This window comes from Streptomyces nanshensis, assembly GCF_001751255.1.
GTDB lineage: Bacteria > Actinomycetota > Actinomycetes > Streptomycetales > Streptomycetaceae > Streptomyces > Streptomyces nanshensis_A.
On sequence record NZ_LJGW01000156.1, the window covers coordinates 2,553 to 24,823 of the forward strand.

General features: G+C 72.6%; 17 protein-coding genes and 1 pseudogene. 10 read left to right on the forward strand and 8 right to left on the reverse strand.

Annotated elements, in window-relative coordinates:
• Positions 1-212: 212 nt before the first annotated feature.
• The 4 genes and pseudogenes from AN218_RS09395 to AN218_RS09410 all read right to left on the reverse strand — a co-directional run bounded on the left by AN218_RS09395 (position 213) and on the right by AN218_RS09410 (position 6,135).
• Complete coding sequence (locus tag AN218_RS09395; protein ID WP_070016311.1) at positions 213-1,205, reverse strand: phytoene/squalene synthase family protein; 993 nt, start codon at positions 1,203-1,205, stop codon at positions 213-215.
• Positions 1,206-1,210: 5 nt separating this feature from the next.
• Complete coding sequence (gene crtI, locus AN218_RS09400; RefSeq protein ID WP_070016312.1) at positions 1,211-2,887, reverse strand: phytoene desaturase family protein; 1,677 nt, start codon at positions 2,885-2,887, stop codon at positions 1,211-1,213.
• A 639-nt stretch (positions 2,888-3,526) separates the two neighbouring features.
• Positions 3,527-4,246: pseudogene (locus AN218_RS39170) on the reverse strand (MerR family transcriptional regulator); the annotation flags it as partial.
• 125 nt (positions 4,247-4,371) lie between these two features.
• Positions 4,372-6,135, reverse strand: coding sequence for an SDR family oxidoreductase (locus tag AN218_RS09410; protein WP_070016332.1), 1,764 nt, complete (start codon positions 6,133-6,135; stop codon positions 4,372-4,374).
• 463 nt (positions 6,136-6,598) lie between these two features.
• Between AN218_RS09410 and AN218_RS09415 the strand changes: the two genes are divergently transcribed.
• The 8 genes from AN218_RS09415 to AN218_RS09450 all read left to right on the forward strand — a co-directional run bounded on the left by AN218_RS09415 (position 6,599) and on the right by AN218_RS09450 (position 15,088).
• Positions 6,599-7,657 (forward strand): ABC transporter ATP-binding protein, encoded by a 1,059-nt coding sequence (locus tag AN218_RS09415; protein WP_079131980.1) that lies wholly within the window; start codon positions 6,599-6,601, stop codon positions 7,655-7,657.
• Complete coding sequence (locus AN218_RS09420; RefSeq protein ID WP_079131981.1) at positions 7,647-8,582, forward strand: ABC transporter permease; 936 nt, start codon at positions 7,647-7,649, stop codon at positions 8,580-8,582. The genes AN218_RS09415 and AN218_RS09420 overlap by 11 nt, the downstream gene beginning before the upstream one ends.
• Positions 8,579-9,496, forward strand: coding sequence for an ABC transporter ATP-binding protein (locus AN218_RS09425; RefSeq protein WP_070016314.1), 918 nt, complete (start codon positions 8,579-8,581; stop codon positions 9,494-9,496). The genes AN218_RS09420 and AN218_RS09425 overlap by 4 nt, the downstream gene beginning before the upstream one ends.
• 12 nt (positions 9,497-9,508) lie before the next feature.
• Positions 9,509-10,231 carry an ABC transporter permease subunit gene (locus tag AN218_RS09430; RefSeq protein ID WP_070016315.1) on the forward strand — a complete coding sequence of 241 codons (723 nt, stop codon included), beginning with the start codon at positions 9,509-9,511 and terminating at the stop codon, positions 10,229-10,231.
• 205 nt (positions 10,232-10,436) lie between these two features.
• Positions 10,437-11,366, forward strand: a complete 930-nt coding sequence (gene pheA / locus AN218_RS09435) for a prephenate dehydratase (protein ID WP_070016316.1) — start codon at positions 10,437-10,439, stop codon at positions 11,364-11,366.
• Positions 11,367-11,998: 632 nt separating this feature from the next.
• Positions 11,999-13,276 (forward strand): serine--tRNA ligase, encoded by a 1,278-nt coding sequence (serS, locus tag AN218_RS09440; RefSeq protein ID WP_070016317.1) that lies wholly within the window; start codon positions 11,999-12,001, stop codon positions 13,274-13,276.
• Complete coding sequence (locus tag AN218_RS09445) at positions 13,273-14,130, forward strand: HAD family hydrolase (RefSeq protein ID WP_070016318.1); 858 nt, start codon at positions 13,273-13,275, stop codon at positions 14,128-14,130. Before serS ends, AN218_RS09445 begins: the two co-directional genes overlap by 4 nt.
• Positions 14,131-14,404: 274 nt before the next feature.
• Entirely contained in the window at positions 14,405-15,088 is a 684-nt protein-coding gene (locus tag AN218_RS09450; protein ID WP_070016319.1) for a hypothetical protein, read from the forward strand.
• Between the two features lie 29 nt (positions 15,089-15,117).
• Here the strand turns inward: AN218_RS09450 and AN218_RS09455 are convergent, their stop codons facing one another.
• Positions 15,118-16,107 carry a helix-turn-helix transcriptional regulator gene (locus AN218_RS09455; protein WP_070016320.1) on the reverse strand — a complete coding sequence of 330 codons (990 nt, stop codon included), beginning with the start codon at positions 16,105-16,107 and terminating at the stop codon, positions 15,118-15,120.
• A 194-nt stretch (positions 16,108-16,301) separates the two neighbouring features.
• Here AN218_RS09455 and AN218_RS38710 point away from each other — a divergent pair, with 194 nt between their 5' ends.
• On the forward strand, positions 16,302-16,424 hold the full coding sequence (locus AN218_RS38710; RefSeq protein WP_275936964.1) for a hypothetical protein: 123 nt from the start codon (positions 16,302-16,304) through the stop codon (positions 16,422-16,424).
• Positions 16,417-17,919, forward strand: a complete 1,503-nt coding sequence (locus AN218_RS09460; RefSeq protein WP_171908642.1) for an FAD-binding oxidoreductase — start codon at positions 16,417-16,419, stop codon at positions 17,917-17,919. The genes AN218_RS38710 and AN218_RS09460 overlap by 8 nt, the downstream gene beginning before the upstream one ends.
• A gap of 96 nt (positions 17,920-18,015) precedes the next feature.
• Here the strand turns inward: AN218_RS09460 and efeB are convergent, their stop codons facing one another.
• From efeB to AN218_RS09475, 3 genes are all read right to left on the reverse strand, one after another.
• Entirely contained in the window at positions 18,016-19,266 is a 1,251-nt protein-coding gene (gene efeB, locus AN218_RS09465; protein ID WP_079131982.1) for an iron uptake transporter deferrochelatase/peroxidase subunit, read from the reverse strand.
• 299 nt (positions 19,267-19,565) lie between these two features.
• A complete protein-coding gene (locus AN218_RS09470; RefSeq protein WP_244900377.1) occupies positions 19,566-21,770 on the reverse strand; it encodes a copper resistance CopC/CopD family protein in 2,205 nt (734 codons plus the stop codon).
• 10 nt (positions 21,771-21,780) lie between these two features.
• Positions 21,781-22,266, reverse strand: coding sequence for a copper chaperone PCu(A)C (locus AN218_RS09475; protein WP_070016321.1), 486 nt, complete (start codon positions 22,264-22,266; stop codon positions 21,781-21,783).
• Between the last annotated feature and the right edge of the window lie 5 nt (positions 22,267-22,271).

Consider the following 22,271-nt stretch of genomic DNA (forward strand, 5'->3'; position numbering starts at 1 on the left):
GCGCCGGTACGCGCGAACGGGCTTGGGGGAAGGGGCGGTCGCGGGCGCGGAGAGCACCTCGGGTGCGTCGGGGAGCACGGCTGTCTCTGCTGTCTCTGCTGCCTCGGCTACGGCGGGTGCCGCGGGTGCCGCGGGCGTGGAAGGCGGTGCCTCGGGCGGCGGTGGCGTCCGGGTCGTGGTCCGCGTCCGCTTCCGGGGGCTCGAACGGCGCGTCATGGCGTCACCGTCCCGGGGAGCGCGCCGCCGCCCGCCCGGCGGTCGGCGAACGGCGATCCCGCCCGTACCCGCAGCGCCGCCGTCCTGGCGAGCGCGGGCACCAGCGCCCGTGCCTTGCGCCGCCGCGGAACGACCGCACGCCGGTGCATGACCGCGTAGCCGGCGGCCTCGATCTCGTCGAGGATGGCCCGGTAGAGGACGAGGGCCGTCCCCACGCACGGCCGTGAGGCCGGGTGCAGCATCGGCACGCCGCGCGCCGCGTGCCGGTAGATCCCCCGGGTCATGGCGCCGAGGTCGCGCAGCGCGGCCCGTACGCGTACGTCGGTTCGGCGGTGCACCCGGCACCAGCGCAGCAGTTCGCGGTCCACGCCGTGCGCCGACAGCAGGTCCTGCGGGACGTAGACGCGGTCGCGGTCCAGATCCTCGCCGACGTCGCGGAGGAAGTTGGTGAGCTGGAAGGCCACACCGAGCGAGGCGGCGTGCGGCTCCGCCGTGCCGGGCGGCGCGACGGAGCCCAGCACCGGCAGCACCTGGAGCCCGATCACGGCGGCGGAGCCGTGCATGTAGCGGCGCAGATCCTCGTACGTCGCGTACTCGGTGACGGTCAGGTCCATGCGCATCGAGCGCATGAAGTCGGTGAAGAGGCGCGGGTCGATGCCGTAACGGAAGACGGTGTCGCAGAGGGCCGCGTTGACCGGGTGCGCGCTGCGCCCGTAACGCAACGCGGCGGACAGATCGTCGTCGAGCTTCGTCAGCCGGACGGCGCGCTCCTCGGCGGTCAGCCCCGGGTCCGGGTCGTCCACGATGTCGTCCGCCCACCGCGCGAAGCCGTAGAGCGCGTGGACGGCCGGGCGGCGGTGGGGCGGCAGCAGGCGGGTGGCGAGGAAGTACGTCTTGCCGTCACGGGAGTTGAGGTCCCGGCAGCGGGCGTAGGCGGCGCGCAGCGCGGGGTCGGTGACGCCTGCGGCGTTCAGCTCACGGGTGATCATCGCCTTCACCTTTCCGGGGTTCTCGCCGGAGTCCCCGGCGAGGTGGCCGCGGCGGGTTCCCGGGCCGGGTCCGTGGTCCGGCCGCCGCCGGAGCGGACCGTCGCGCGGGGGAGCCCGGCGCCGGGGCGGCGGGTCCGCGGGGCGGTGCGGTGGAGACCGGTGACGCGGGCGGCGGCGAGCTTCCCGGAGACGAGCACGGTCGGCACACCCACGCCGGGTGTGGTCCCGCATCCCGCGAGGACGACGTTCTCCCAGCCCGGGGGGAGGTTCCCGGTCCGGAACGGGCCGGTCTGCGCGAAGGTGTGCGCCGCGGAGAAGGGCGTGCCCGCGGGGTGCCCCCGGGCGGCCCAGTCCGCGGGCGTCACCATCCGCTCCAGCTCCACGTCCGCATCCACGTCCGTGTCCGTCCCCGCCGCGTCGCCGAAGCCGCCGAGACCGCGCTCGCGCAGCGTGGCGAGGAGGCTGTCGCGGTAATGGGGCGCGATGGCACGCCAGTTGTGCGGTCCGGTCGCCAGGTTGGGGCAGGGGGCGAGCACATAGCGCAGCGTGCGACCGGGCGGCGCGAGCGTGGGGTCGGTGACGGTGGGCGTGGTGATCAGCAGCGAGGGATCGCTCATCAGCTCGCCGGTACGCGTCAGTTGACGGAACGTACGGTGCCAGGCGGCGCCGAAGGACAGCGTGTGGTGGGCCGGCCCCGGCCCCTCGCGGTGGCCGCCGTCGCGTCCGCCGGTGCGCCCACCGGTGTGCAGGACGAACGCGGACGGCGCGAAGCGCAGCGGCAGCGGTCTGCGCGGTGCTCCGCCGAGCAGCCGGTGGGCCAACGGAAGATCGCAGGTCAGGACGAGCGCGTCGCAGGGGATCCGCGCACCGTCGGCCGTGTGCACGGCACTCGCGCGCCCGGACGGCGAACGCTCGACGCGGGTGACGGTCGTGCGGTGGCGGAAGACGACACCGGCCTGCCGGGCCGCAGCGGCCATACCGCGGGGCACCGCGTACATGCCGCCGCGCGGGAAGTACACCCCGGCCACCGTGTCCATGTACGCGATCACGGCGTACGCGGCCAGCGCACGGGCCGGCGGCACCCCCGCGTACAGCGCCTGGAAGGAGAAGATCCGGCGCAGCCGCTCGTCCCGTACGAATCGCGCGACTCGTCCGTGCCAGGTGCCGAAGCCGCCGAGCGCGGCCAGCCGGGCGAGGTCGGGCGTGAGCAGGCCGAGCGGGGAGTCGAAGTTCGCGTCGATGAAGGAGCGCATCTGCACCCGGTGCAGCTCGCCGAGCCACCGTCGCAGCCTCCGGTAGCCCGCGGCCTCAGTGGCGCCCGCCGCCCGGCGGACCTCCGCCTCCATGGCGTCGGCGCCGGTGTGTACGTCGATGTGCGTGCCGTCGGCGAACCGCGCGCGGTACGCGGGGTGCAGGGGCAGCAGTTCGATATGGCGGGACATCGTCCCGCCCGCCGCCGCGATCGCCTCCTCGATGAGATGCGGCATGGTCAGCACCGTGGGGCCGGTGTCGAGCAGATAGCCGCGCTCCTCGATCCGCCCGGCACGTCCGCCCGGCCCGTCGGCCGACTCGACGACGGTGACGTTGCGTCCCGCCCCCGCCAGATACAGGGCCGCCGCCAGCCCGGACAGACCGGCACCGACCACGACCACCTCGTCCGTCCTGCCGGGCAGCGTCCTCATCGCTCCACGGTGTCCCCGACAAGCGCGCCCCGGGGCAGGGGCGCGCCGGTGGGCGGACGAAAGGGCCCGTCGGCGCGCGACGGAGCGGCGCGTGACGGGGCTCCCGGGGCCGGCGGGGACTCTTGCGCGGGGCGAGCGCGGCTAGCGCGGGTCGGGCGGTGCAGGGGCCGCCGGGGCGGGGTGGCGGTTCGTCCGGCGGTCCTTCGTCAGGCGGTCCATGGTGCGGGCCTGTACTTCGCGCTCGGCGGCCGCCGCGATGAAGGCCGCGGCCTGGTCGGCGCCGGCCAACTCCCGTACGGCGGCGAGCGTCCGCGCGGGGAGCGGTACGGATTCGGTGTCCTGTGGCGCGGACGTCCCGGACGAGCCGGACGTCCCGGACGTGCCCGATCCCACGGAGGCGTCGTGCGCACCGGTCTCCGGAGCCGGGGCGGGCCGCCGTGCCGCCGGTATGCCGGTGGGCAGCGGGGTGGCGGGGTGCCGTTCCCCGTTCCGCCCGATGCCGCCCGGTGCCGGGGTCTCGGGTGTCCCTCCGACGGGCGCCGGGCGCGCGCCCCGGGCTCCCTCCGTCTCCTGGCGCTCTGTCTCCTGGCGCTCCGTCGTCGGGCTCTCTGTCGTCGGGTACTCCTGGCCCCGGCTCTCCGCCCCACCGCGCAGATGCTCCCGCAGGCGCCGGGAGGCGAACGTGCGCATGGCGCGGGCCAGTTCGGCGTCGACCGTCTGCTGGGCGAGCGGGCGCAGCCGCCGTACGAGGCCCGCGGCCTCCGTCGCCTGCTCGTCCGTGGGACGGGCGTCCAGACGGGGACCGAAGACGTGCTGCCCCGTGAACTCCATGAGGCGTACGGCTATGTGCTCCACCTGGGCGCGCAGTTCACGGAGGTGCTCGGTGAGCGCCAGCAACGGCACGCCCGCGCGGTGCAGTTCGGCCGCGACGGACAGCTCCTGCGGGCTCGGCACGAGATACTCCCCGGGCCTCTCCAGCAGCGGCACCAGCACGCCCAGCTCGGCCGCCTCCGCCACGGCGTCCGTGCTGTGCTCGGCGCTGCCGCCGAAGAGCTCGTCCAGCTCGGCACGGGTGAGGCGTTCCGGCTCCTCGTCCGTCCACGGTCCCTCGACCTCGGAGACCAGGCCCAGCACACCGCTCAGTCCTCGCCCCTCGTCCCACGCCTCCAGCAGCTCCTTGATGGAGGCCAGGGTGTATCCGCGCTCCAGCAGTGCGGATATCTGCCGCAGCCGCGTCAGATGAGCGTCGTCGTAGACGTTCGCCCGCCCCCGCCGGCCGGGGCGGGGCAGCAGTCCCCTGTCCTGGTAGGCGCGGATCGTGCGGACGGTGGTGCCGCTGTGCCGTGCCAGATCCTCGATGCGGTGCTCGCCGCCGACGGTGCCGACGGCACCGGAACCCGTCCCGCCGCCGTCGACTCCCGTACGACCGCCGTCCGTTGCCGTCACGGTGCCGCCGACTCCCGCGCCGCGGCCGTCCGTTCCCGTCACAGCGGTGGCTCGATCCGTGCGAGCGCGCGCAGCACGCGCGGGGCGATCCTGGTGAGCGCCCGTACGCCGTGCGCCTCCGGAGTCACGGGCGCCACCGCCCGGTTGCGCACGACGGCCAGCATGATCGCCCTCGCGGCCTTCTCCGGCGGGTAGTTGCGCAGCTTGTACAGCCGTGCCACCCGTGCCCGGCGGCGGTCCTGCGCGGCGTCGTCCAGGCCGACGAAGCGTGCCGTCCGCGTGATGTCGGTGTCGACCGGGCCCGGGCAGACGGCTGTCACGCCGATCCCCCGCCCCGCCAGCTCCGCGCGCAGACACTCGCTCAGCATCAGCACGGCCGCCTTCGAGGTGCCGTACGCGGGCAGCAGCCGGGTCGGCTGATAGGCCGCGTCCGACGCGACGTTGACGATGTGACCGCCCTGGCCCCGCTCCGCCATCTGTCTGCCGAAGAGGCGGCAGCCGTGGATGACGCCCCACAGATTGACGTCGAGGGTCCGCTTCCAGTCCTCGACGGTGGTCTCCAGGAACGGGCCGGAGACGCCTATGCCCGCGTTGTTCACAAGGACATCCACGGCGCCGTGGCGTGCGGCGATGCGGTCGGCCAGCTCCTCCATCTGCCGCTGGTCGCCCACGTCGGCCGTCTCGGCCCAGACCTGGGGCGCGCCCGCCTGCTGCGCCGCCTGTGCGGTGCGCTCCGCCGCGTCGCCCTTCACGTCGACGGCGACGATCCGCGCTCCGGCCGCGGCGAAGCCGAGGGCGGTGGCCCGGCCGATGCCGCTGCCCGCGCCCGTGACGAGGACGAGACGGCCGCCGAACTGCTCGGCGAAGCGCCCGCCGCGCCGTCCGCCCCGCGTGGCCGGACGGGGCTGCTCCGCCTCGCCGCCCGTACGGCCGGACTCCTGTGCCTCGACGAAGTCGCGGATCCACACGGCCAGTTGGTCGGGACGGGTGCGCGGAATCCAGTGCCGGGCGTCCAGCGTGTGCCGGGTGAGGTCCGGCGCCCACGTCTCCACGTCGTCGTAGAGTCGTTCGCCCAGGAAGACGTCGCGGGTGGGCGTGATCAGTTGTACGGGCACGTGCGTATGGCAGTCCTCGCGGGGCCGGCGCAGCCTGTAGCGCACGTTGTCGCGGTAGAGCCAGGCGCCGTGCGCGGCGTCCCGGGGCAGCGAGGACGTGGGATAGCCGTCCGCCGGAAGCTTCTCGGCGCGGCGCAGGAACCGCGGCCAGTACCGCGCGAGCGGGCCGCGCCAGGCCAGTTCCGGCAGCACCGGGGTGTGGAGCATGTAGACGTACCAGGAGCGGACGCCCTGTCCGAGGGCCTGGGCGAGCCGCCGTGGCGTGGGCCGGGAGACCCGCTTCTTGATCCAGTGCCCGAAGTGGTCGAGGGACGGTCCGGACATCGAGGTGAACGAGGCGACGCGGCCCCGCGTCTCCGCCGCGGTGGCGAACTCCCAGCCCTGCACGGATCCCCAGTCGTGGCCCACGAGATGGACGGGCCGCCCGGGGGAGACCGCGTCGGCCACGGCGAGGAAGTCCTGGGTGAGCTTCTCCAACGTGAAGCCGCCGCGCAGCGGTTGGGGCGCCGAGGAGCGGCCGCAGCCCCGTACGTCGTAGAGCACCACGTGGAAGCGGTCGCTCAGTCGCCGGGCGACCTTCGACCAGACCTCCTTGCTGTCCGGATAGCCGTGCACCAGCACCACCGTGGGCGCCTCGGCGTCGCCCAGCTCCGCGACGCACAGCTCGACGCCCTCCGCCGTGCGCACCCGCCGCTCCCGTGCGCCCGCGAGGTCCTGCTCCGGCCCCGTACGGGCGGCCGCGTCCCCCTCGGCCGCGACCGTCTCCGTGCCCGCGTCCGTCTTCCCCGTGACGGTCTTCCCCGCGGCCTTTCCCGGGACGGCTTCCCCGTCCGTGCTCCCGCCGCCGTACCGCTCGCTCACAGCACCCCCACCGATCGAGGCCCGCGCGCCCAACGCGCCCGCCGTATCCGCGTATTCGACACCGATCAATGTGACAACGGCCGATGGCGACGTCAACAGCTCCGCCGCCCCTGTGGATACCGGAGGTAACAAGAGTCGCGCGCTCCCGCGTCCGCCGGAGAGGCAGGGTCGGGGCTCCCCTTGTCCGACGACTCCCTTAAGGGGACGTCACCCTTCGGTACCAGTCCGATCCAGCCCCCAGGACGGACGTGACACACGACAGTGAGGCCCTAGCGTCAGGGGGGTGACTGTGATTGCTATCGAAAGCCTGACCAAGCGGTACCCACGGGTGACCGCGCTGGACCGGCTGACCGTGGGCATCACACCGGGTGTTACCGGCCTGGTGGGCGCCAACGGGGCCGGTAAATCGACCCTTATCAAGATCCTTCTCGGGCTCGCTCCCGCGACCGAGGGCGGCGCCACCGTCCTCGGTCTGGACGTTGCACGCGAGGGCTCCGCGATCCGCGAGCGCGTCGGCTACATGCCCGAGCACGACTGTCTGCCGCCCGACGTCTCGGCCACCGAGTTCGTCGTCCACATGGCGCGCATGTCCGGGCTGCCCTTCACCTCCGCACGCGAGCGCACCGCCGACACCCTGCGGCACGTCGGCCTCTACGAGGAGCGCTACCGCCCCATGGGCGGCTACTCGACGGGCATGAAGCAGCGCGTCAAGCTCGCGCAGGCCCTCGTGCACGACCCGAAGCTGGTGCTGCTCGACGAGCCGACCAACGGGCTCGACCCCGTCGGCCGCGACGAGATGCTCGCGCTGATCCGGCGCGTCCACACCGACTTCGGCATCTCCGTGCTCGTCACCTCGCATCTGCTGGGCGAGCTGGAGCGCACCTGCGACCACGTCGTCGTCATCGACGGCGGCAAGCTGCTGCGCGCCTCCAGCACCGCCGACTTCACCAAGAGCACGCCGTCCCTCGCGGTGGAGGTCACCGACACCGACGCCCACCCGGACGGTACGGAGGCGCTGCGCTCCGCGCTCGCCGCCGCGGGGCTCTCCGTACAGGCGCCCGGCACCGCCGGAGCTCCCGGCGCCGGGCATCTGCTGATGGTCGACGCGACCGACGAGTCGGCGTACGACACCGTGCGCGACACCGTCATCGAACTCGGCCTCGGCCTGGTGCGGATGGAACAGCACCGGCACCGCATCGCGGAGGTCTTCCAAGCCGGCGACGAGAGCGGCGCCTCGGGCACCGACCCGGCACTCGCGCCCGCTGCCGGAGCCGGCGCCGCAGCGGCCCCGGCCTCCGCCGCCGACCTCGCACTCCAGCCGCAGAAGGGAGGCGGCGATGTCGCCTGAGCCGCACGCCACCACGCCCGTCGCCACCCCCGGCAAGCCGCCGGGGCAGCGCGGCGAGGACGTCATCCACAACATCGGCTACCGCAACTACGACGGCCCGCGCCTGGGCCGCGGCTACGCCCGCACGTCGCTCTTCGAGCAGTCGCTGCGCGGCGCGTACGGGCTCGGCCGCTCGGCCAAGTCCAAGGTGCTGCCGATGCTGCTCTTCGCGGTGATGTGCGTACCGGCAGCGATCGTCGTCGCCGTCACGGTCTTCACGAAGGCCAAGGAGATGCCGGTCCACTACAACGAGTACGTCATCCTGATGCAGCCCGTGATCGGGGTCTACATCGCGGCCATGGCTCCGCAGGCCGTCTCGCTCGACCTGCGCTTCCGCGTCGTCCCGCTGTACTTCTCGCGTCCCATCGAGCGCGGCGACTACGTCGGTGCGAAGTACGCGGCGCTCTCCGCGGCGATCTTCGTCTTCACGGCGACGTCCGTCCTGATCCTCTACGTCGGGGCGCTGCTGGCGAAGCTCGACTTCGGCGACGAGACGAAGGGCTTCGCGCTCGGGCTCGTGTGCTGCCTCGTCTTCTCCGTGCTGCACGGCGGCATCGCGCTGACCGTGGCCGCCGCGACACCCCGCCGAGGGTTCGGCGTCGCCGCGATCATCGCCGTGCTGACCATTCCGTACATGCTGGTCAGCGCGTTGCAGGGGATCGTCGCCTCCCAGGACAACACCTCCGCCATCGGCTGGCTGGGCCTGGCCTCGCCCGGGTCGCTCGTCGACGGTCTCCAGAGCAAACTCCTGGGCGGCGACAACGCCTTCCCGCGCGGCGAGGACCTGACCGCCGCGCAGACCTCCGCCTACGCCCTGCTGACCGTCGTGCTCATCGCCGGGACGTACGCCCTGCTGCTGCGCCGCTACCGAAAGGCCGGGCTGTGACAACGCTGCACATCGACCACACCTCCCGCTGGTTCGGGAACGTCGTCGCCGTCAACGACATCACCATGGACATCGGGCCCGGCGTGACCGGCCTGCTCGGCCCGAACGGCGCGGGCAAGTCCACCCTCATCAACATGATGGCCGGCTTCCTGCCGCCGTCGACGGGAAGCGTCACGCTGGACTCGGCGCCGATCTGGCGCAACCAGGAGGCGTACCGGGAGATCGGCCTCGTCCCCGAACGCGAGGGGATGTACGACTTCCTCACCGGCTGGGACTTCGTCCTGGCCAACGCCGAGCTGCACAAGCTCTCCGACCCCGCCGCCGCCGCACGCCGGGCGCTGGCCACCGTCGAGATGGAACAGGCGCAGGACCGCAAGATCTCCACGTACAGCAAGGGCATGCGCCAGCGCGTGAAGATGGCCTCCGCGCTGGTGCACGACCCGTCGGCGCTGCTGCTCGACGAGCCGTTCAACGGCATGGACCCGCGGCAGCGCATGCAACTGATGCGGCTGCTGCGGGAGATGGGAGACGCGGGCCGCACCGTGCTCTTCTCCTCGCACATCCTGGAGGAGGTCGAGCAGCTCGCCTCCCACATCGAGGTCGTCGTCGCCGGCCGGCACGCGGCCAGCGGCGACTTCCGCAAGATCCGCCGCCTGATGACGGACCGCCCGCACCGCTACCTCGTACGCTCCAGCGACGACCGGCGTCTCGCGGCGGCCCTGATCGCCGACGCCTCGACGGCGGGCATCGAACTCGACTGGAACGAGAAGGCCCTGCAGATCCAGGCCATCGACTTCGGCCGGTTCACCGAGGTCCTTCCCCGGCTCGCCCGCGAGCACGGCATCCGGCTCTACACGGTCTCGCCCTCGGACGAGTCCCTGGAGAGCGTCTTCTCCTACCTCGTCGCGGCCTGAAGGGAGCCCTCGATGTTCAACAAGACAGTCGCACGGCTCACCTACAAGGCGCTCCTGGGGCGCCGCCGGGCGCTGCTGCTGTGCGCGCTCCCGCTGCTGCTGATCGTGGTCGCCGTCGCCGTACGTCTCCTCGGGGACGTGGACGACGACGTCACCAAGCAGCTCCTCGGCGGCTTCGCGATGGCCACGATCGTCCCGCTGATCGGCGTCGTCGCCGGTACGGGGGCGATCGGCCCGGAGATCGACGACGGCTCGGTCGTCTATCTGCTGGCCAAGCCGGCCCGGCGCTCCAGCATCGTCGTCACGAAGCTGCTGGTGGCGATCGGCGTGACGGTCGTCTTCTCGGCGGTCCCCACCTTCGTCGCGGGGTATGTCCTCAACGGCGACAGCCAGCAGATCGCCTCGGCCTACGCGGTCGCCGCGGCCGCGGCCTCCGTGGCCTACAGCGCGCTGTTCCTGCTGCTGGGCACGGTCTCCCGGCACGCGGTCGTCATCGGCCTCGTCTACGCCCTGATCTGGGAGGCCCTCTTCGGGAACCTGGTGCCGGGCGCACGGGAGCTGTCCGTGCAGCAGTGGGCGCTGACGCTGGCGCAGAAGGTCGGCGGCAGCGGCGCCGGGATCACCTCCGAGGTGGGCACGGCGACCGGTGTGACGCTGCTCGTCGTCGCCACCGTCGGCGGCGCCTGGTATGCGAGCCGCAGGCTGCGCGCCTTCACGCTCGCCGGCGAGGAGTAGGCGAGGAGTAGGCGAGGAGTAAGGCCAGCGGCGTCGCCCGCCCGTCCGCCTGTACGCGGGGTGGGGGCTACGGTCACCCGTGACCGTAGCCCCCACCCCCGCGTCGTCCGTGCCCGGGGCTTGTCCCGGGTGCGGCCGGGCTTGAGGCCGCCCGGCAGGTGAGACGCCGCGCGCGCCGCGGTGCGGCCGCGGCTAACGTGGCCCCATGCCACCAGCGAGCCGTTTCACCTACCTCGGCCCCGAGGGGACCTTCACCGAGGCCGCACTGCGCACCCTCCCGGAGACCGCCACCCGCGAACTGACGCCGATGGTCTCCGTGCCGGCCGCACTGGACGCCGTACGCAACGGGGAGGCCGCGGCGGCCTTCGTCCCCATCGAGAACTCCGTCGAGGGCGGCGTGACGGCGACCCTCGACGAACTCGCGGGCGGACGGCCGCTGATGATCTACCGCGAGGTGCTGCTGCCCATCGCCTTCGCGCTGCTCGCCCGCCCCGGCACCACGCTGGAGGGCATCAAGACGGTCACCGGCCACCCGGTGGCGCAGCCGCAGGTGCGGCGCTGGGTCGCGGACAACCTGCCGTACGCGCTGTGGGAGTCCGCCGCGTCCAACGCCGACGGCGCCCGGCTGGTGCAGGAGGGGCGCTACGACGCCGCGTTCGCCGGGGAGTTCGCCGCGGCGACGTACGGTCTGGAGCCCCTGGTGACGGACATCCACGACGCCGACAACGCCGCCACGCGCTTCGTCCTCGTGGGACGGCCCGCGCGGCCCGCGGCGCCGACCGGCTCGGACAAGACGTCCGTCGTCTTCTGGCTGCGCGACGACCATCCGGGCGCGCTGCTGGAGGTGCTCCAGGAGTTCGCGTCGCGCGGCGTGAACATGATGCGCATCGAGTCGCGGCCCACAGGCGAGGGCATCGGCCGCTACTGCTTCTCGGTCGACTGCGAGGGCCACCTGCAGGACCGCCGGGTGGGGGACGTGCTCATGGGACTCAAGCGCGCCTGCGAGCAGGTGCGGTATCTCGGCTCGTATCCCCGTGCGGACGGCGGGCGTTCGGGAGAGCGGCCCGGCACGACGGACGCGGAGTTCATGGAGGCGGCCGACTGGCTGGCGCGCTGTCTGGACGGACGGGGCTGACGGACGGGGCTTGACGGACGGGGCAGGGCGACGGGGTTCGTCAGCGGCCGTCTGCGGTCGTCTGCGGTCGTCCGCGAACGGGCTCCGGTGCAGCCCGCAGAGTTATCCACAGGGTCTCGGGCGGGCTGTGCACAACTCCCCGTAACGAAACGGGCGTTATCGACAAAGCAGCATGAAGACCCCAAAGCAGTTCACAGGGTGTTCAGTCCGCCTTCGTCACGGCAACTCTCCTTGATCACACTTCTGTGGGAGTCAACCCCGCTCGAATGAGTGCTTATTGCAGGTTTGTGACGGGATTTCCCGGGTGGTCGCCGATTCCCAGGAACGATCTCTTCCACTGTCCACAACCCCGTGCGGACCGCTGTGGATAAGCATCCGGCGGACCGTCGAAGCTGTGGATAAGTCGGTGGACACTCCGTCGCCCTCCCCGCCTCAACTCCCTGTGGACAACGGTGACATGGCTGGTAGGACCGGTACGGCAGGCGCTCACGTCCACCCGTCGCAGGGCCGTAACTCGCCTGTGTCCACGCCCGGTTGCGGAGGAAAGTCCGCAATGTCCCGAAGATCACGGGGAGTTCGCCGCGCCGTGGTACTCGGTCGAGCCGGCGCGGACCCACCGGTACCCTGACGGGGTGATTGACCTCCGAGTGCTCCGTGACGACCCCGACCGTGTCCGTGCCTCCCAGCGCGCCCGTGGCGAGGACGTCGGCATCGTCGACGCCCTGCTCTCCGCCGACGAGCGTCGGCGGTCGTCCGGCGTCAGGTTCGACGAACTGCGCTCCGAGCAGAAGCAGCTCGGCAAGCTGATCCCCAAGGCCGACGGCGAGGAGAAGGCCGGGCTGCTGAAGAAGGCCGGCGAACTCTCCGCCGCCGTGAAGGCCGCGGACGCCGAGCAGGACGAGGCCGCCGAGGAGACCCAGCGTCTGCTGAGGCAGCTCGGCAACGTCGTATACCCCGACGTACCGGTGGGGGGCGAGGAGGACTTCACCGTCCGCGAGACGATCGGCACGCGGCGCGACTTCGCCGCCGAGGGCTTCGAACCCAAGGACCACCTCGAACTCGGCCAACTGCTCGGCGCGATCGACGTCGAGCGCGGTGCGAAGGTCTCCGGCTCGCGCTTCTACTACCTCACCGGCGTGGGCGCCCTGCTCGAACTCGCCCTGGTCAACGCCGCGATCGCCCAGGCCACCGCGGCGGGCTTCACGCCCATGCTGACGCCGGCGCTGGTGAAGCCGCAGACGATGGAGGGCACCGGCTTCCTCGGCCAGGCCGCGCAGGACGTCTACCACCTGGAGAAGGACGACCTCTATCTGGTCGGCACCTCCGAAGTCCCCCTCGCCGGCTACCACATGGACGAGATCATCGACGCGTCCCGGCTGCCGCTGCGCTACGCCGCCTTCTCGCCGTGCTTCCGGCGCGAGGCCGGCTCGTACGGGAAGGACACCCGCGGGATCTTCCGGGTCCACCAGTTCGACAAGGTCGAGATGTTCTCCTACGTCGCTCCCGGCGAGTCCGAGGCGGAGCATCTGCGCCTGCTGGAGTGGGAGAAGCAGTGGCTGACCGGCCTCGAACTGCCCTTCCAGGTCATCGACGTGGCGACCGGCGACCTCGGCTCCTCCGCCGCCCGCAAGTACGACTGCGAGGCGTGGGTTCCGACGCAGGGCAAGTACCGCGAGGTGACGTCGACGTCGGACTGCACCGAGTTCCAGTCGCGGCGGCTGTCGATCCGGATGCGCGAGGGGAAGCAGGTGCGTCCGCTGGCGACGCTCAACGGCACGCTGTGCGCGGTGCCCCGCACCATCGTCGCGCTGCTGGAGAACCACCAGCAGGCGGACGGCTCGGTGCGCGTGCCCGAACTGCTGCGTCCGTATCTGGGCGGGCGGGAGCTTCTGGAGCCGGTGGCCGCGTGAACGGCGAGCCCGGCCTCGTCCGCGAGCCGGAAGGCTCCGCCGGCGAACGCCCTTTCCCGTACCGGCTGATCGCGACCGACCTCGACGGCACACTGCTGCGCGAGGACGGAACGGTCTCCTCCCGTACGCGTGCGGCGCTCGCCGAGGCGGCCCGGCGGGGCGTCGCCCACATCGTGGTGACGGGGCGTGCCGTCCCGTGGACGAAGGACGTCCTGGCCGGGCTCGGCTACACGGGGCTGGCCGTGTGCGGGCAGGGCGCACAGGTCTACGACGCGGGCGCGGAGCGCGTCCTGACGTCGGTGACCCTCGACCGGCAACTGGCACGGCTCGCGGTGAGCAAGATCGAGGCCGAGACGGGCGATGCGCTGCTGATCGCGGCCTCGCAGGGCGGCGCCGACGGCGACGTACTGGTCGGCCCCGGCTACCGCGAGCAGGGCAAGGGCCTCCCCGCGGTGCGCTGCGCCGACATGGAGGAGCTGTGGGCGGCCCCGCTGAACAAGCTCTATCTCCAGCATCCGCGCCTGAGCGACGACGCGTTGGCGAAGGCGGCGCGGGAGGTGGCGGGCGACCTGGTGAGCATCACGGTCTCGGGCGAGGACCTGGTGGAGATGCTGCCGCTGGGGCTCAGCAAGGCGAAGGGCCTGGCGATCGCGGCCCGGCGGCTGGGCGTCTCCGCACGGGAGACGATCGCCTTCGGCGACATGCCGAACGACGTCCCCATGTTCGGATGGGCGGCGCACGGCGTCGCGATGGCCGGGGCGCATCCCGAACTCCTCGCCGTGGCCGACGAGATCACCGCATCCAACGACGCCGACGGCATCGCCGTGGTCCTGGAGCGGCTGCTCGCGCAGTGAACGGGCGCCTGGCGCGGGCCCGTTGACGTACCGGTGCGTACGCCGCGACCGTGACGTATAGGACTATCCGCTCGTTCGACCAAGTGCGCGGAGGCGACTGGAGTACGTGGCGACGAGAGTCCGTGAAGTGGTGGTGGCCGGCCTTGCCCGGTAGTGCAGTACGTGGGAATACATGAGCTGATCTCCGCTCCTGGCTCCTGGATACGGACCCCGAGGCCCTGGGTGAACGGGCCTCCCTCGTCATGTCCGTACGACCCCCAGGAGGGGTTTCTTCGTGTACAGCGAATCCGTGCTGATCGAATCGCGCAGCCTGCGCTCCGGGATGGGCCACAAGGTCGAAGTCCTCGACAAGGTCAAGGCGTTGGCGCTGTCCGCCGACGGCATCCACGCGACGACGCGGGACGTCGCGGAGTACTTCGAGGTGGGCGATCAGGCTGTGTACAACTTGCTGAGCCGTCACCGTGAAGAGCTGGAAAGCAACGGCCTGCGCGTGCTGCGAGGCGCTGAGCTGCGGGAATATCTCACACTCAAGTTGAGTGTTACATCCGAGGCCGCTGAAAGTTATCCACAGAGGCGGCCGCACCTCGCCGTCTACACCCGGCGCACCGTCCTCAACGTCGCCATGCTGCTGCGGGACAGCGACGTCGCGCGGTGTGTGCGCGCGTATCTGCTGGACGTCGAGGAGCGTGGCCGTACGACGGCGGCTGCGGCCGGGGAGTCCGAGCGGGTCGCGGAGCTGGACCGGCGGGTGACGGACGTCGAGTCGTCCGTCACCCGGATCGGCTCCGTGCTCCAGGAGTTGGGCCCCGTCATCGGACGGATGTCGGTACGTCTGGAGCGGATGGACCGGCGGATGGAGGAGATGGACCGCCGGCTGGTCAACACCGAGCGCGTGGTGTGCGCCATGAGCCAGCGCATGGCCCGGTGCGGGCCCGGCTGCGAGCGGTGTGGCGAGTGACGTCCGGCTGAATTTGGTACGGGTCCGGGTCACCCGGCCTCGCCGGGGGCGGCGTCGGCACCGTAGAGCGCGGTCACCGACGCCGCCGCCCGAACCAACTCCTCGCGGGCGGCGGCCGGTTCGAGCACTTCGACGTCGTCCCCGAACTGCAGGAGCTGGCGTACGGCGCGCAGCATCGGATACGCCAGCTCCACCGGAACCCACTCATCCGGTTCCGGCTCCGGCTCCGGGCGCCCGTCCAGGACGAACGGGCCGACGATGCGCCGGAACAACTCCAGCCGTGAGCCGCGCACCCGCGCCCTGATCCGTAGGTGCGCGGGCCGCTCCTCCACCTGGCGCCGCAACGCCTCCCAGGCGTCGGCCAGTTCGACGCCCTCCCTGCGCCGCACCGGCTCCTGCGTCACGGCCGCCTCCAGGACCCGGTCCACGCGGAAGAGCTGCGCCGTACCGTCCCGGTCGGCGACCAGATACCAGGTGCCCGCCTTCGCCACCAGCCCGTACGGATCGACGGTGTACGTGTTGACGGACCTCGCGCCGCCGTGCCGGTAGTCGATGCGCAGCCGGCGGTCCGTGAAGACCGCCGTGCCCAAGGTGTCGAGGTCGACGGAGGGCCGCGGTCCGGCCAGCCAGCGGTCCGGATCGACGAGGATGCGGCGGCTGGTGAGTTCGGCGGCGGGCCGGTGCGGCGCGGGCAGGGCGGCCATCACCTTGCGCAGCGCCGAGCCGAGCGCCCCGTCCAGTCCGAGGGCGGAGTGCGCGCCCTGGGCGGCGAGGACGAAGAGCGCGCGGGCCTCGTCCGAGGTGAGCCCGGTGACGTCCGTACGGAATCCCGGGAGCAGCGCGATGCCGCCGTGCCGGCCGCGTTCCGCGTAGACGGGGACGCCCGCGGTCGAGAGGGCGTCGACGTCGCGGTAGATCGTGCGCGTGGAGACCTCGAGGCGGCGGGCGAGTTCGTCGGCCGGTACGCGCTCGCGGGTCTGGAGCAGCAGCAGGATCGAGAGCAGACGGTCGGACTTCACGTTCGCCAGGATGCCGGGCCGCCAGAAAACCTGACGGCGGATGTCAGGAAAAGAGGGGAAGGTCTCACCGTCGCCGCCACGGGCAGGCCCCGCCGCCCGCGCGCAGCGGTCCGTCGATCCCTCGATCCCTCGTTCCCATTCCGATCCCGACCCCGATCCCGGCCCCGATCCCGACACTGAACGGAGCTGTAGCCATGGACCCGTCCCAGGACCCCCGTCCCGTACTCCGCACCGCCACCGCACAGTCGGCGTCCCTCGCCGACGCCGTGGAGCCGGACGCGCTCGCGCTGCCCACGCCCTGCGGCGGCCATGTCTGAGCGGCACGGCCACGGCAGCGACGTCGAACAGGCCGACGCCGGCGCCGGATCCGCCGGCTCCGGATCCGCCCCCTCCGGATCTGCCGCCCCCGCATCGACCGTCACCGGACCCGGTGCGCCGCCGCCCGCCTTCCCCGTCCACCGGGTCCGCGGCGCCGTCCTGTCGCCTGCCGACGAGGAGTACGCGGCCGAGGCGTCCGGCTTCCAGACCGGATACCGGCACCGTCCCGAGGTGATCGTCCGCGCGGAGACCGCCGCCGACGTCGCCGCCGCGGTCGGCCACGCGGCGGCGCACCGCCTCCCGCTGGCCGTCCAGGCGACCGGTCACGGGCTGACGCGGCCGCTGCCCGGCGGCGTACTGGTCAGCACGCGCCGCATGACGGGCGTGCGCGTGGACCCGGCCGCCCGTACGGCGTGGATCGCGGCCGGTACGCGCTGGGGCGAGGTCGTCACGGAGGCGGCCCGGTACGGACTGGCCCCGCTGAGCGGTTCGGGCCCCGGCGTAGGCGCGGTGTCGTACACGCTGGGCGGCGGAATCGGGCTGCTCGCCCGCGAGTTCGGCTATGCCGCCGACCATGTGCGCGCCGCCGGACTGGTCACCGCCGACGCGCGCGTTCGCCATGTCACGGCGGACGGCGACGGCGACCCGGAGCTGTTCTGGGCGCTGCGCGGCGGAGGCGGCGGCTTCGGCGTGGTGACCGGGTTGGAGATCGGACTCGTACCCGTCGAGCGGTTCTACGGCGGGCAGTTGATCTTCGACGGCGCGTTCGCCGACGAGGTGCTGGAGACCTGGCGGGAGTGGACCGCGACCGTGCCGGACGAACTGACGTCCTCGGTCACGCTGTTGCCCTACCCGGATCTGCCCGCGCTCCCCGAACCGCTGCGCGGCCGGTACGTCGTCCAGGTGCAGATCGCCTACGACGGCGACGAGGCGGAGGGCGAGCGGCTGGTGGCGCCGCTGCGCGCGGCCGGGCCGCGGATCGTGGAGCGGCTGCGGACGATGCCGTTCACCGAGTCCGCGCGCGTCTACAACGAGCCGGACCGGCCGCACGCCTACCAGGGCGGCAACGCGCTGCTCGGGGAGAAGCTCCCGGATCGCGAAGCGCTGCGCACCGTACGGGAGTTGACGGGACCCGAGGCCCCGGCGATGACGGTGCTCAGCCTGCGGCACATGGGCGGCGCGCTCTCGCGCGAGCCCGCCGTGCCGAACGCGGTGACGGGACGGGACGCGGGCTGGCTGATGGTGGTGCTGTCGGTCCTGGAGGACGGCACGACCCCCGCCGGGCTGCGCGCGCTCCACGACCGGGTGATGCGGGCGGTCTCGCCGTGGACGGCCGGCTCCAACCTCAACTTCCGTTACGGGCGCGGCGCGTGGCCGCCTCCCGGCGGCGGCCGGGACGCGCACGCCGACGAGGTGCGGGCGCGGCTCGCCGAGGTGAAGGCGGCGGTCGATCCGACGAACCTCTTCCGCTTCCACTCCGCCCACGGGACATGAGGAGGGGGCGCGGGCGCCGACGGCGCGCACGCCCCTGACGTACGCGACGGGGACGGCCGGCCACGGCGGCCGACCGTCCCCGGGAGCGCGCCCGCCTCAGCCCTCCAGCAGGCGCTGCCCCACGTACTCGCCCTTCGCGGCCCCGCCCGGCACCGCGAACAGCCCGCTCGCCTCATGCCGGATGAACCGCGAGAGCGCGTCGCCGCGGTCCAGCTTCCGCTGCACTGGTACGAAGCCGCGCAGCGGATCGGCCTGCCAGGCGATGAAGAGCAGACCGGCGTCCGGGGCGCCGTCGTCGCGGTAGCCGTCGTGGTACGAGAAGGGGCGGCGCAGCATGGCCGCTCCCCCGTTCGTCGCCGGTGCCGTGACGCGTACGTGGGCGTCGGCGGCGATGGCGGGGGAGCCGTCCGCACCGCGCTTGTCGAGGTCGGGGTCGGTGTTCTCGGTGCCTCCGGACAGCGGGGCGCCGTCGGACTTGCGGCGTCCGATGACCTTCTCCTGCTCCTTCCGCGACTTCTCGTCCCAGTCGTCGAGGAGCATGCGGATGCGGCGTACGACGGCGTACGAGCCGTTCGCCATCCACGCGGGAGAACCGGACGCGGGCACGAACACCCGTGCCGCGAAGTCGTCTTCGGAGGGCTTCGGGTTGTTGGAGCCGTCGATCTGGCCCATGAGATTGCGCATCGTCATGGGCTTGCGGGTGGCGCCGGGGGTGCGCGTGAAGCCGTTCATCTGCCAGCGCAGCTTCGCCGTGCCGTCGGCGTCGCGCTGGATCCGGCGCATCGCGTCGAACGCGACGAGCCCGTCGTTGCTGCCGATCTGCACCCACAGGTCGCCGTCGGAACGGCTCTTGTCGAGGGCGTCGCCGGAGAAGTCCGGCAGCGGCTCCAGCGCGTCGGGGCGCTGCTTCTCCAGACCCGTACGGGAGAAGAACGTACGGCCGAAGCCGAAGGTGACCGACAGGGAACAGGGGCCGGCGTCGAAGGCGGCACCCGTGGCGTCCGGATCCGACGCGTCCGCCATGAGGTCGCGGGCCGTGCGCGACCAGCGCTTCAGCAGCGCGGCGGCCTGCTTGCGTCCCGCGCCCGCGGACAGGTCGAAGGCGAGCAGATGGCCGACGGCCTGCAACGGCGTGGTGATGCCGGCCTGGTGCTTGCCGTGGAAGGCCACGCGGGTCGAACCGACGGACGTGAGCGGGGCGGGCGCCCGGCTGTCGTCGCGCGCCGCGGCCTGAACGACCGCGCCGCCGGTCGCGCCGACGGCGAGCCCCGTCGCGCCGACTGCTCCGACTGTGCTGACGAGGCGACGGCGGGAGACGCCCTGCGGTTCGTGGTCGTGCTGGGTCATGAGTCGCTTCCTGGTGGCGTGGTCCGGTGGTCCGGTGGTCCGGCGGTGCGTCGGTACGGTGTGCGGGCGGCGCGGACCCGGGGGCCGCGCGCCCATGACGTTCAGCTATATCTCCCGGGACGTCCCGCTACGCACAGGGACGAGCCCGACGCGCCCCGGTCCGGGCCGAACGGGTCGCTGTGTCCCGTCCGGCCGGTCCGCCGGCCCGTGGCGTCCCATCCGTACCTCCCGTCACGTCGCTCGCTTCCGCTGCTTCCGTCGCTTCCGTGATGTCCGTCGCGTCCGTCCCGTCCGTCGGTTCAGTCGATCTGGATGGTCTTGCTCTCCGTGACCTGGTCGATGTCCGAGGTACGGATCGTGACGGACGCCTTCCAGCGTCCCGCCACCGGAAGCTGCACCGTCTCCGAACGCCAGCGCCCCTTCGCCTTGTTGATCCGCTCCATCTCGACCGTGAACGGGCCGAGGTCCTGCTCGGGGAGCGTGAGCGAGGCCTTGACCTCCTTCGTGGGCAGCTCCTTGCCCTGCGGGTCCTTGGTCATGATCCGCAGGGAGTTGCCGCCGGACTGGCCGGGCGTGAGCAGCAGTACGGCCGTGCCCTTGCCGTTCGTTCCGCCCGTGTCGAACGGGATCTTCTGCTTGACGGCGAGCCCCTCCCGGGTCTGGCCGGTGGCGGCCCCGGGCTTGCCTCCGGCCGCCGCGAGTTCTTCCGTACGTCCGGGCTCGGTGGCGGTCAGCGCCGTGGCGACGACGAGAAGCACGACGGCGACGGCCGTCTCGGCGAGTACGGAACGCCGCAGTCCGGCGCGTTCCGGGTCGGCCTCGCGGGCCTTCCTGCGACGCTCGCGGACCACCGCGGCGCGCTGGCGGGCGAGTTGGGCGGTACGTGCGGTGGACCGGCCGGCGCCGTTCTCCTCCGCTGATCCTTCAGAGGCGACTGTCTCGTCGGAGTCGGAGGACCCGCCGGTGCCGTCGCTACCGGGGGAGTCCTGGCCGGAGGCCGAGGAGCCCGGCCCCGCCGCGGCGCCGACGGCCGCCGGCGTCTCGGCCCGCACCGCCGCGCCTCCGGCGGCTTCCGCTTCCTCCCCCTTCGCTGCTTTCTCCGCCTTCTCCCCTTTCTCCCCTTCCTCTGCTTCCTCTGAATCCGCCCGTACGTCGCCGAGCCGTGCCGTCCACTGACGGGAGAACGACGCGAGGACGAGCAGCACGACGATCAGGCCGAGCTTCGCCACCAGCAGCCGCCCGTACGACGTTCCGGTCAGCGCCGAGAACGAGCCGAGCTGCCGCCACGACTGGTACACCCCCGTCACCGCCAGCACCACGACGCTGCCGAACGCGATCCGCGAGAAGCGCCGTACGACCTCGCGCGCGGGCGCGGGGCCGCGGTGCAGCACCGTCAGAAGCGCGGCCAGCCCGCCCAGCCAGACGGCGACCGCCAGCAGATGCACCACGTCGACGGGCATCGCGATCTGCGACTGCAGTCCGGTGGAGGCGTGCTCCGCGACCGCCCAGGTCGTGGCAAGCCCGATCGCCACGACGCCGCCGCCGAGGGCGACGCCGAGCGCGACGTCCCGTCCGCCCTCCCCCTCATCGGACTCCCCGGCGCCTCCGGTTCCCTCGGTCTCACCGGACTCGGCCTCCGCCTCCGCCTCCTCCCCCCGCCGCTCGTACGAGCCGAAGAGCACCGAGACGATCACCGCCGCCGTCCCGAGAAGCAGCAGCCGTGCCGCGAGCGCGGCCCCCGGCTTGGAGCCGAGGACGGTGCGCAGCCCGCCGAGGTCGAAGACCTCGCTCAACTGCCCCGTCCCCGTATAGGAGTTGCGCAGCAGCAGCATCAGCAGGGTCGCCGCGGTGAGCGTCAGCCAGCCCGTGACCACGAGCCGTCGCAGCCCCCGTACCGACGCCTCCCGCGGCCTGCACAGCAGCACGAACGCGGCGCCGCCCACGAGCAGCACGAAGCCGGCGTACGCCGCGTACCGTCCGACGTGGTACAGCGCGCCGATCGGGCCGCCGCCCGTCCCCTGGCTCTCGTCCGCGACGTTCGCCGAGGTCTCCGACGGACGGCCGACGGAGAAGGTGAAGGCCCCGGAGACGGGATGGCTGTCGGCGGAGACGGCCTTCCACGCGACGGTGTAGGTGCCCTTGGGCCCGTCCGGCTTGAGGCCCACCGCCCGCGTGTTGGCCTTGCCGGGCACCACGGTGACCTTGCCGGTGTCGAGCCGTTTGCCGTCCGGTCCGAGCACGCGTATCGAACCGTCCGACATCGAGACGCCCTCGGAGAAGGTCACGGTGACCTGCTTCGGCGGGCTCTTCACCACCAGGCCCTCCTCCGGCGTGCTGCCGGTCTGTACGGCGTGCGCGGCGGCCGGAGCGGCGGTGCCGAGCACGGTGAGCAGGGCGCACAGCGCGGTGCCCAGCAGGGTGAGCAACAGCGCGGCGGGCGCGGTGCGTCGCCCGTACGTGCGTATCCCCGGGCCCGTACGCAGGCGCCTGGTGGTGAGCGGCACGGTCACTCCCTCATTTCTCCGGTACGAAGTTGGTGGCCTTGACCGGCATGGAGACCGTGACGTGGCCGGACTTGCTGAAGTGGAGCGTCACCCGCACCTTCTCGCCCTTGACCGGCTTGTGCTCCGGTTTGAGGAACATGATGTGGTTCCCGCCCCTGCCCAGCCGCAGCGTTCCGTTGGCGGGCACGGGCAGCGACGTCACATGCCGCATCTGTCCCTTGCTCGTCGTGTGGAGCTGGGCCTCGCCGAAGGCGGCGCTCTCGACCGAGGTCAGCCTGTCGGCGCTGTCACCGGTGTTCCGTACGGTGAGGAAGCCGCCCGCCATGTCGTCCGTCACGGGCTCCGGCATATAGGCGCCGCTGACCGACAGCTTCGGCGCGGAGCGCCCTTCTGAGTCCGTACCGGAGCCGGAGTCCGTACCGGAACCGCACGCGGTGAGCGTGAGCAGACCCGCCGCCAGCGGCAGCAGCGCGGCGCGGACTCCCGTACGGCGCATGCGCG

Coding starts and splice junctions, on each gene's coding strand:
- AN218_RS09395 (WP_070016311.1), bottom strand. CDS start 1,205: ATGATCACCCGTGAGCTGAACGCCGCAGGCGTCACCGACCCCGCGCTG.
- crtI (WP_070016312.1), bottom strand. CDS start 2,887: ATGAGGACGCTGCCCGGCAGGACGGACGAGGTGGTCGTGGTCGGTGCC.
- AN218_RS09420 (WP_079131981.1), top strand. CDS start 7,647: ATGTCGCCTGAGCCGCACGCCACCACGCCCGTCGCCACCCCCGGCAAG.
- AN218_RS09430 (WP_070016315.1), top strand. CDS start 9,509: ATGTTCAACAAGACAGTCGCACGGCTCACCTACAAGGCGCTCCTGGGG.
- pheA (WP_070016316.1), top strand. CDS start 10,437: ATGCCACCAGCGAGCCGTTTCACCTACCTCGGCCCCGAGGGGACCTTC.
- AN218_RS38710 (WP_275936964.1), top strand. CDS start 16,302: ATGGACCCGTCCCAGGACCCCCGTCCCGTACTCCGCACCGCCACCGCA.
- AN218_RS09460 (WP_171908642.1), top strand. CDS start 16,417: ATGTCTGAGCGGCACGGCCACGGCAGCGACGTCGAACAGGCCGACGCC.
- efeB (WP_079131982.1), bottom strand. CDS start 19,266: ATGACCCAGCACGACCACGAACCGCAGGGCGTCTCCCGCCGTCGCCTC.
- AN218_RS09475 (WP_070016321.1), bottom strand. CDS start 22,266: ATGCGCCGTACGGGAGTCCGCGCCGCGCTGCTGCCGCTGGCGGCGGGT.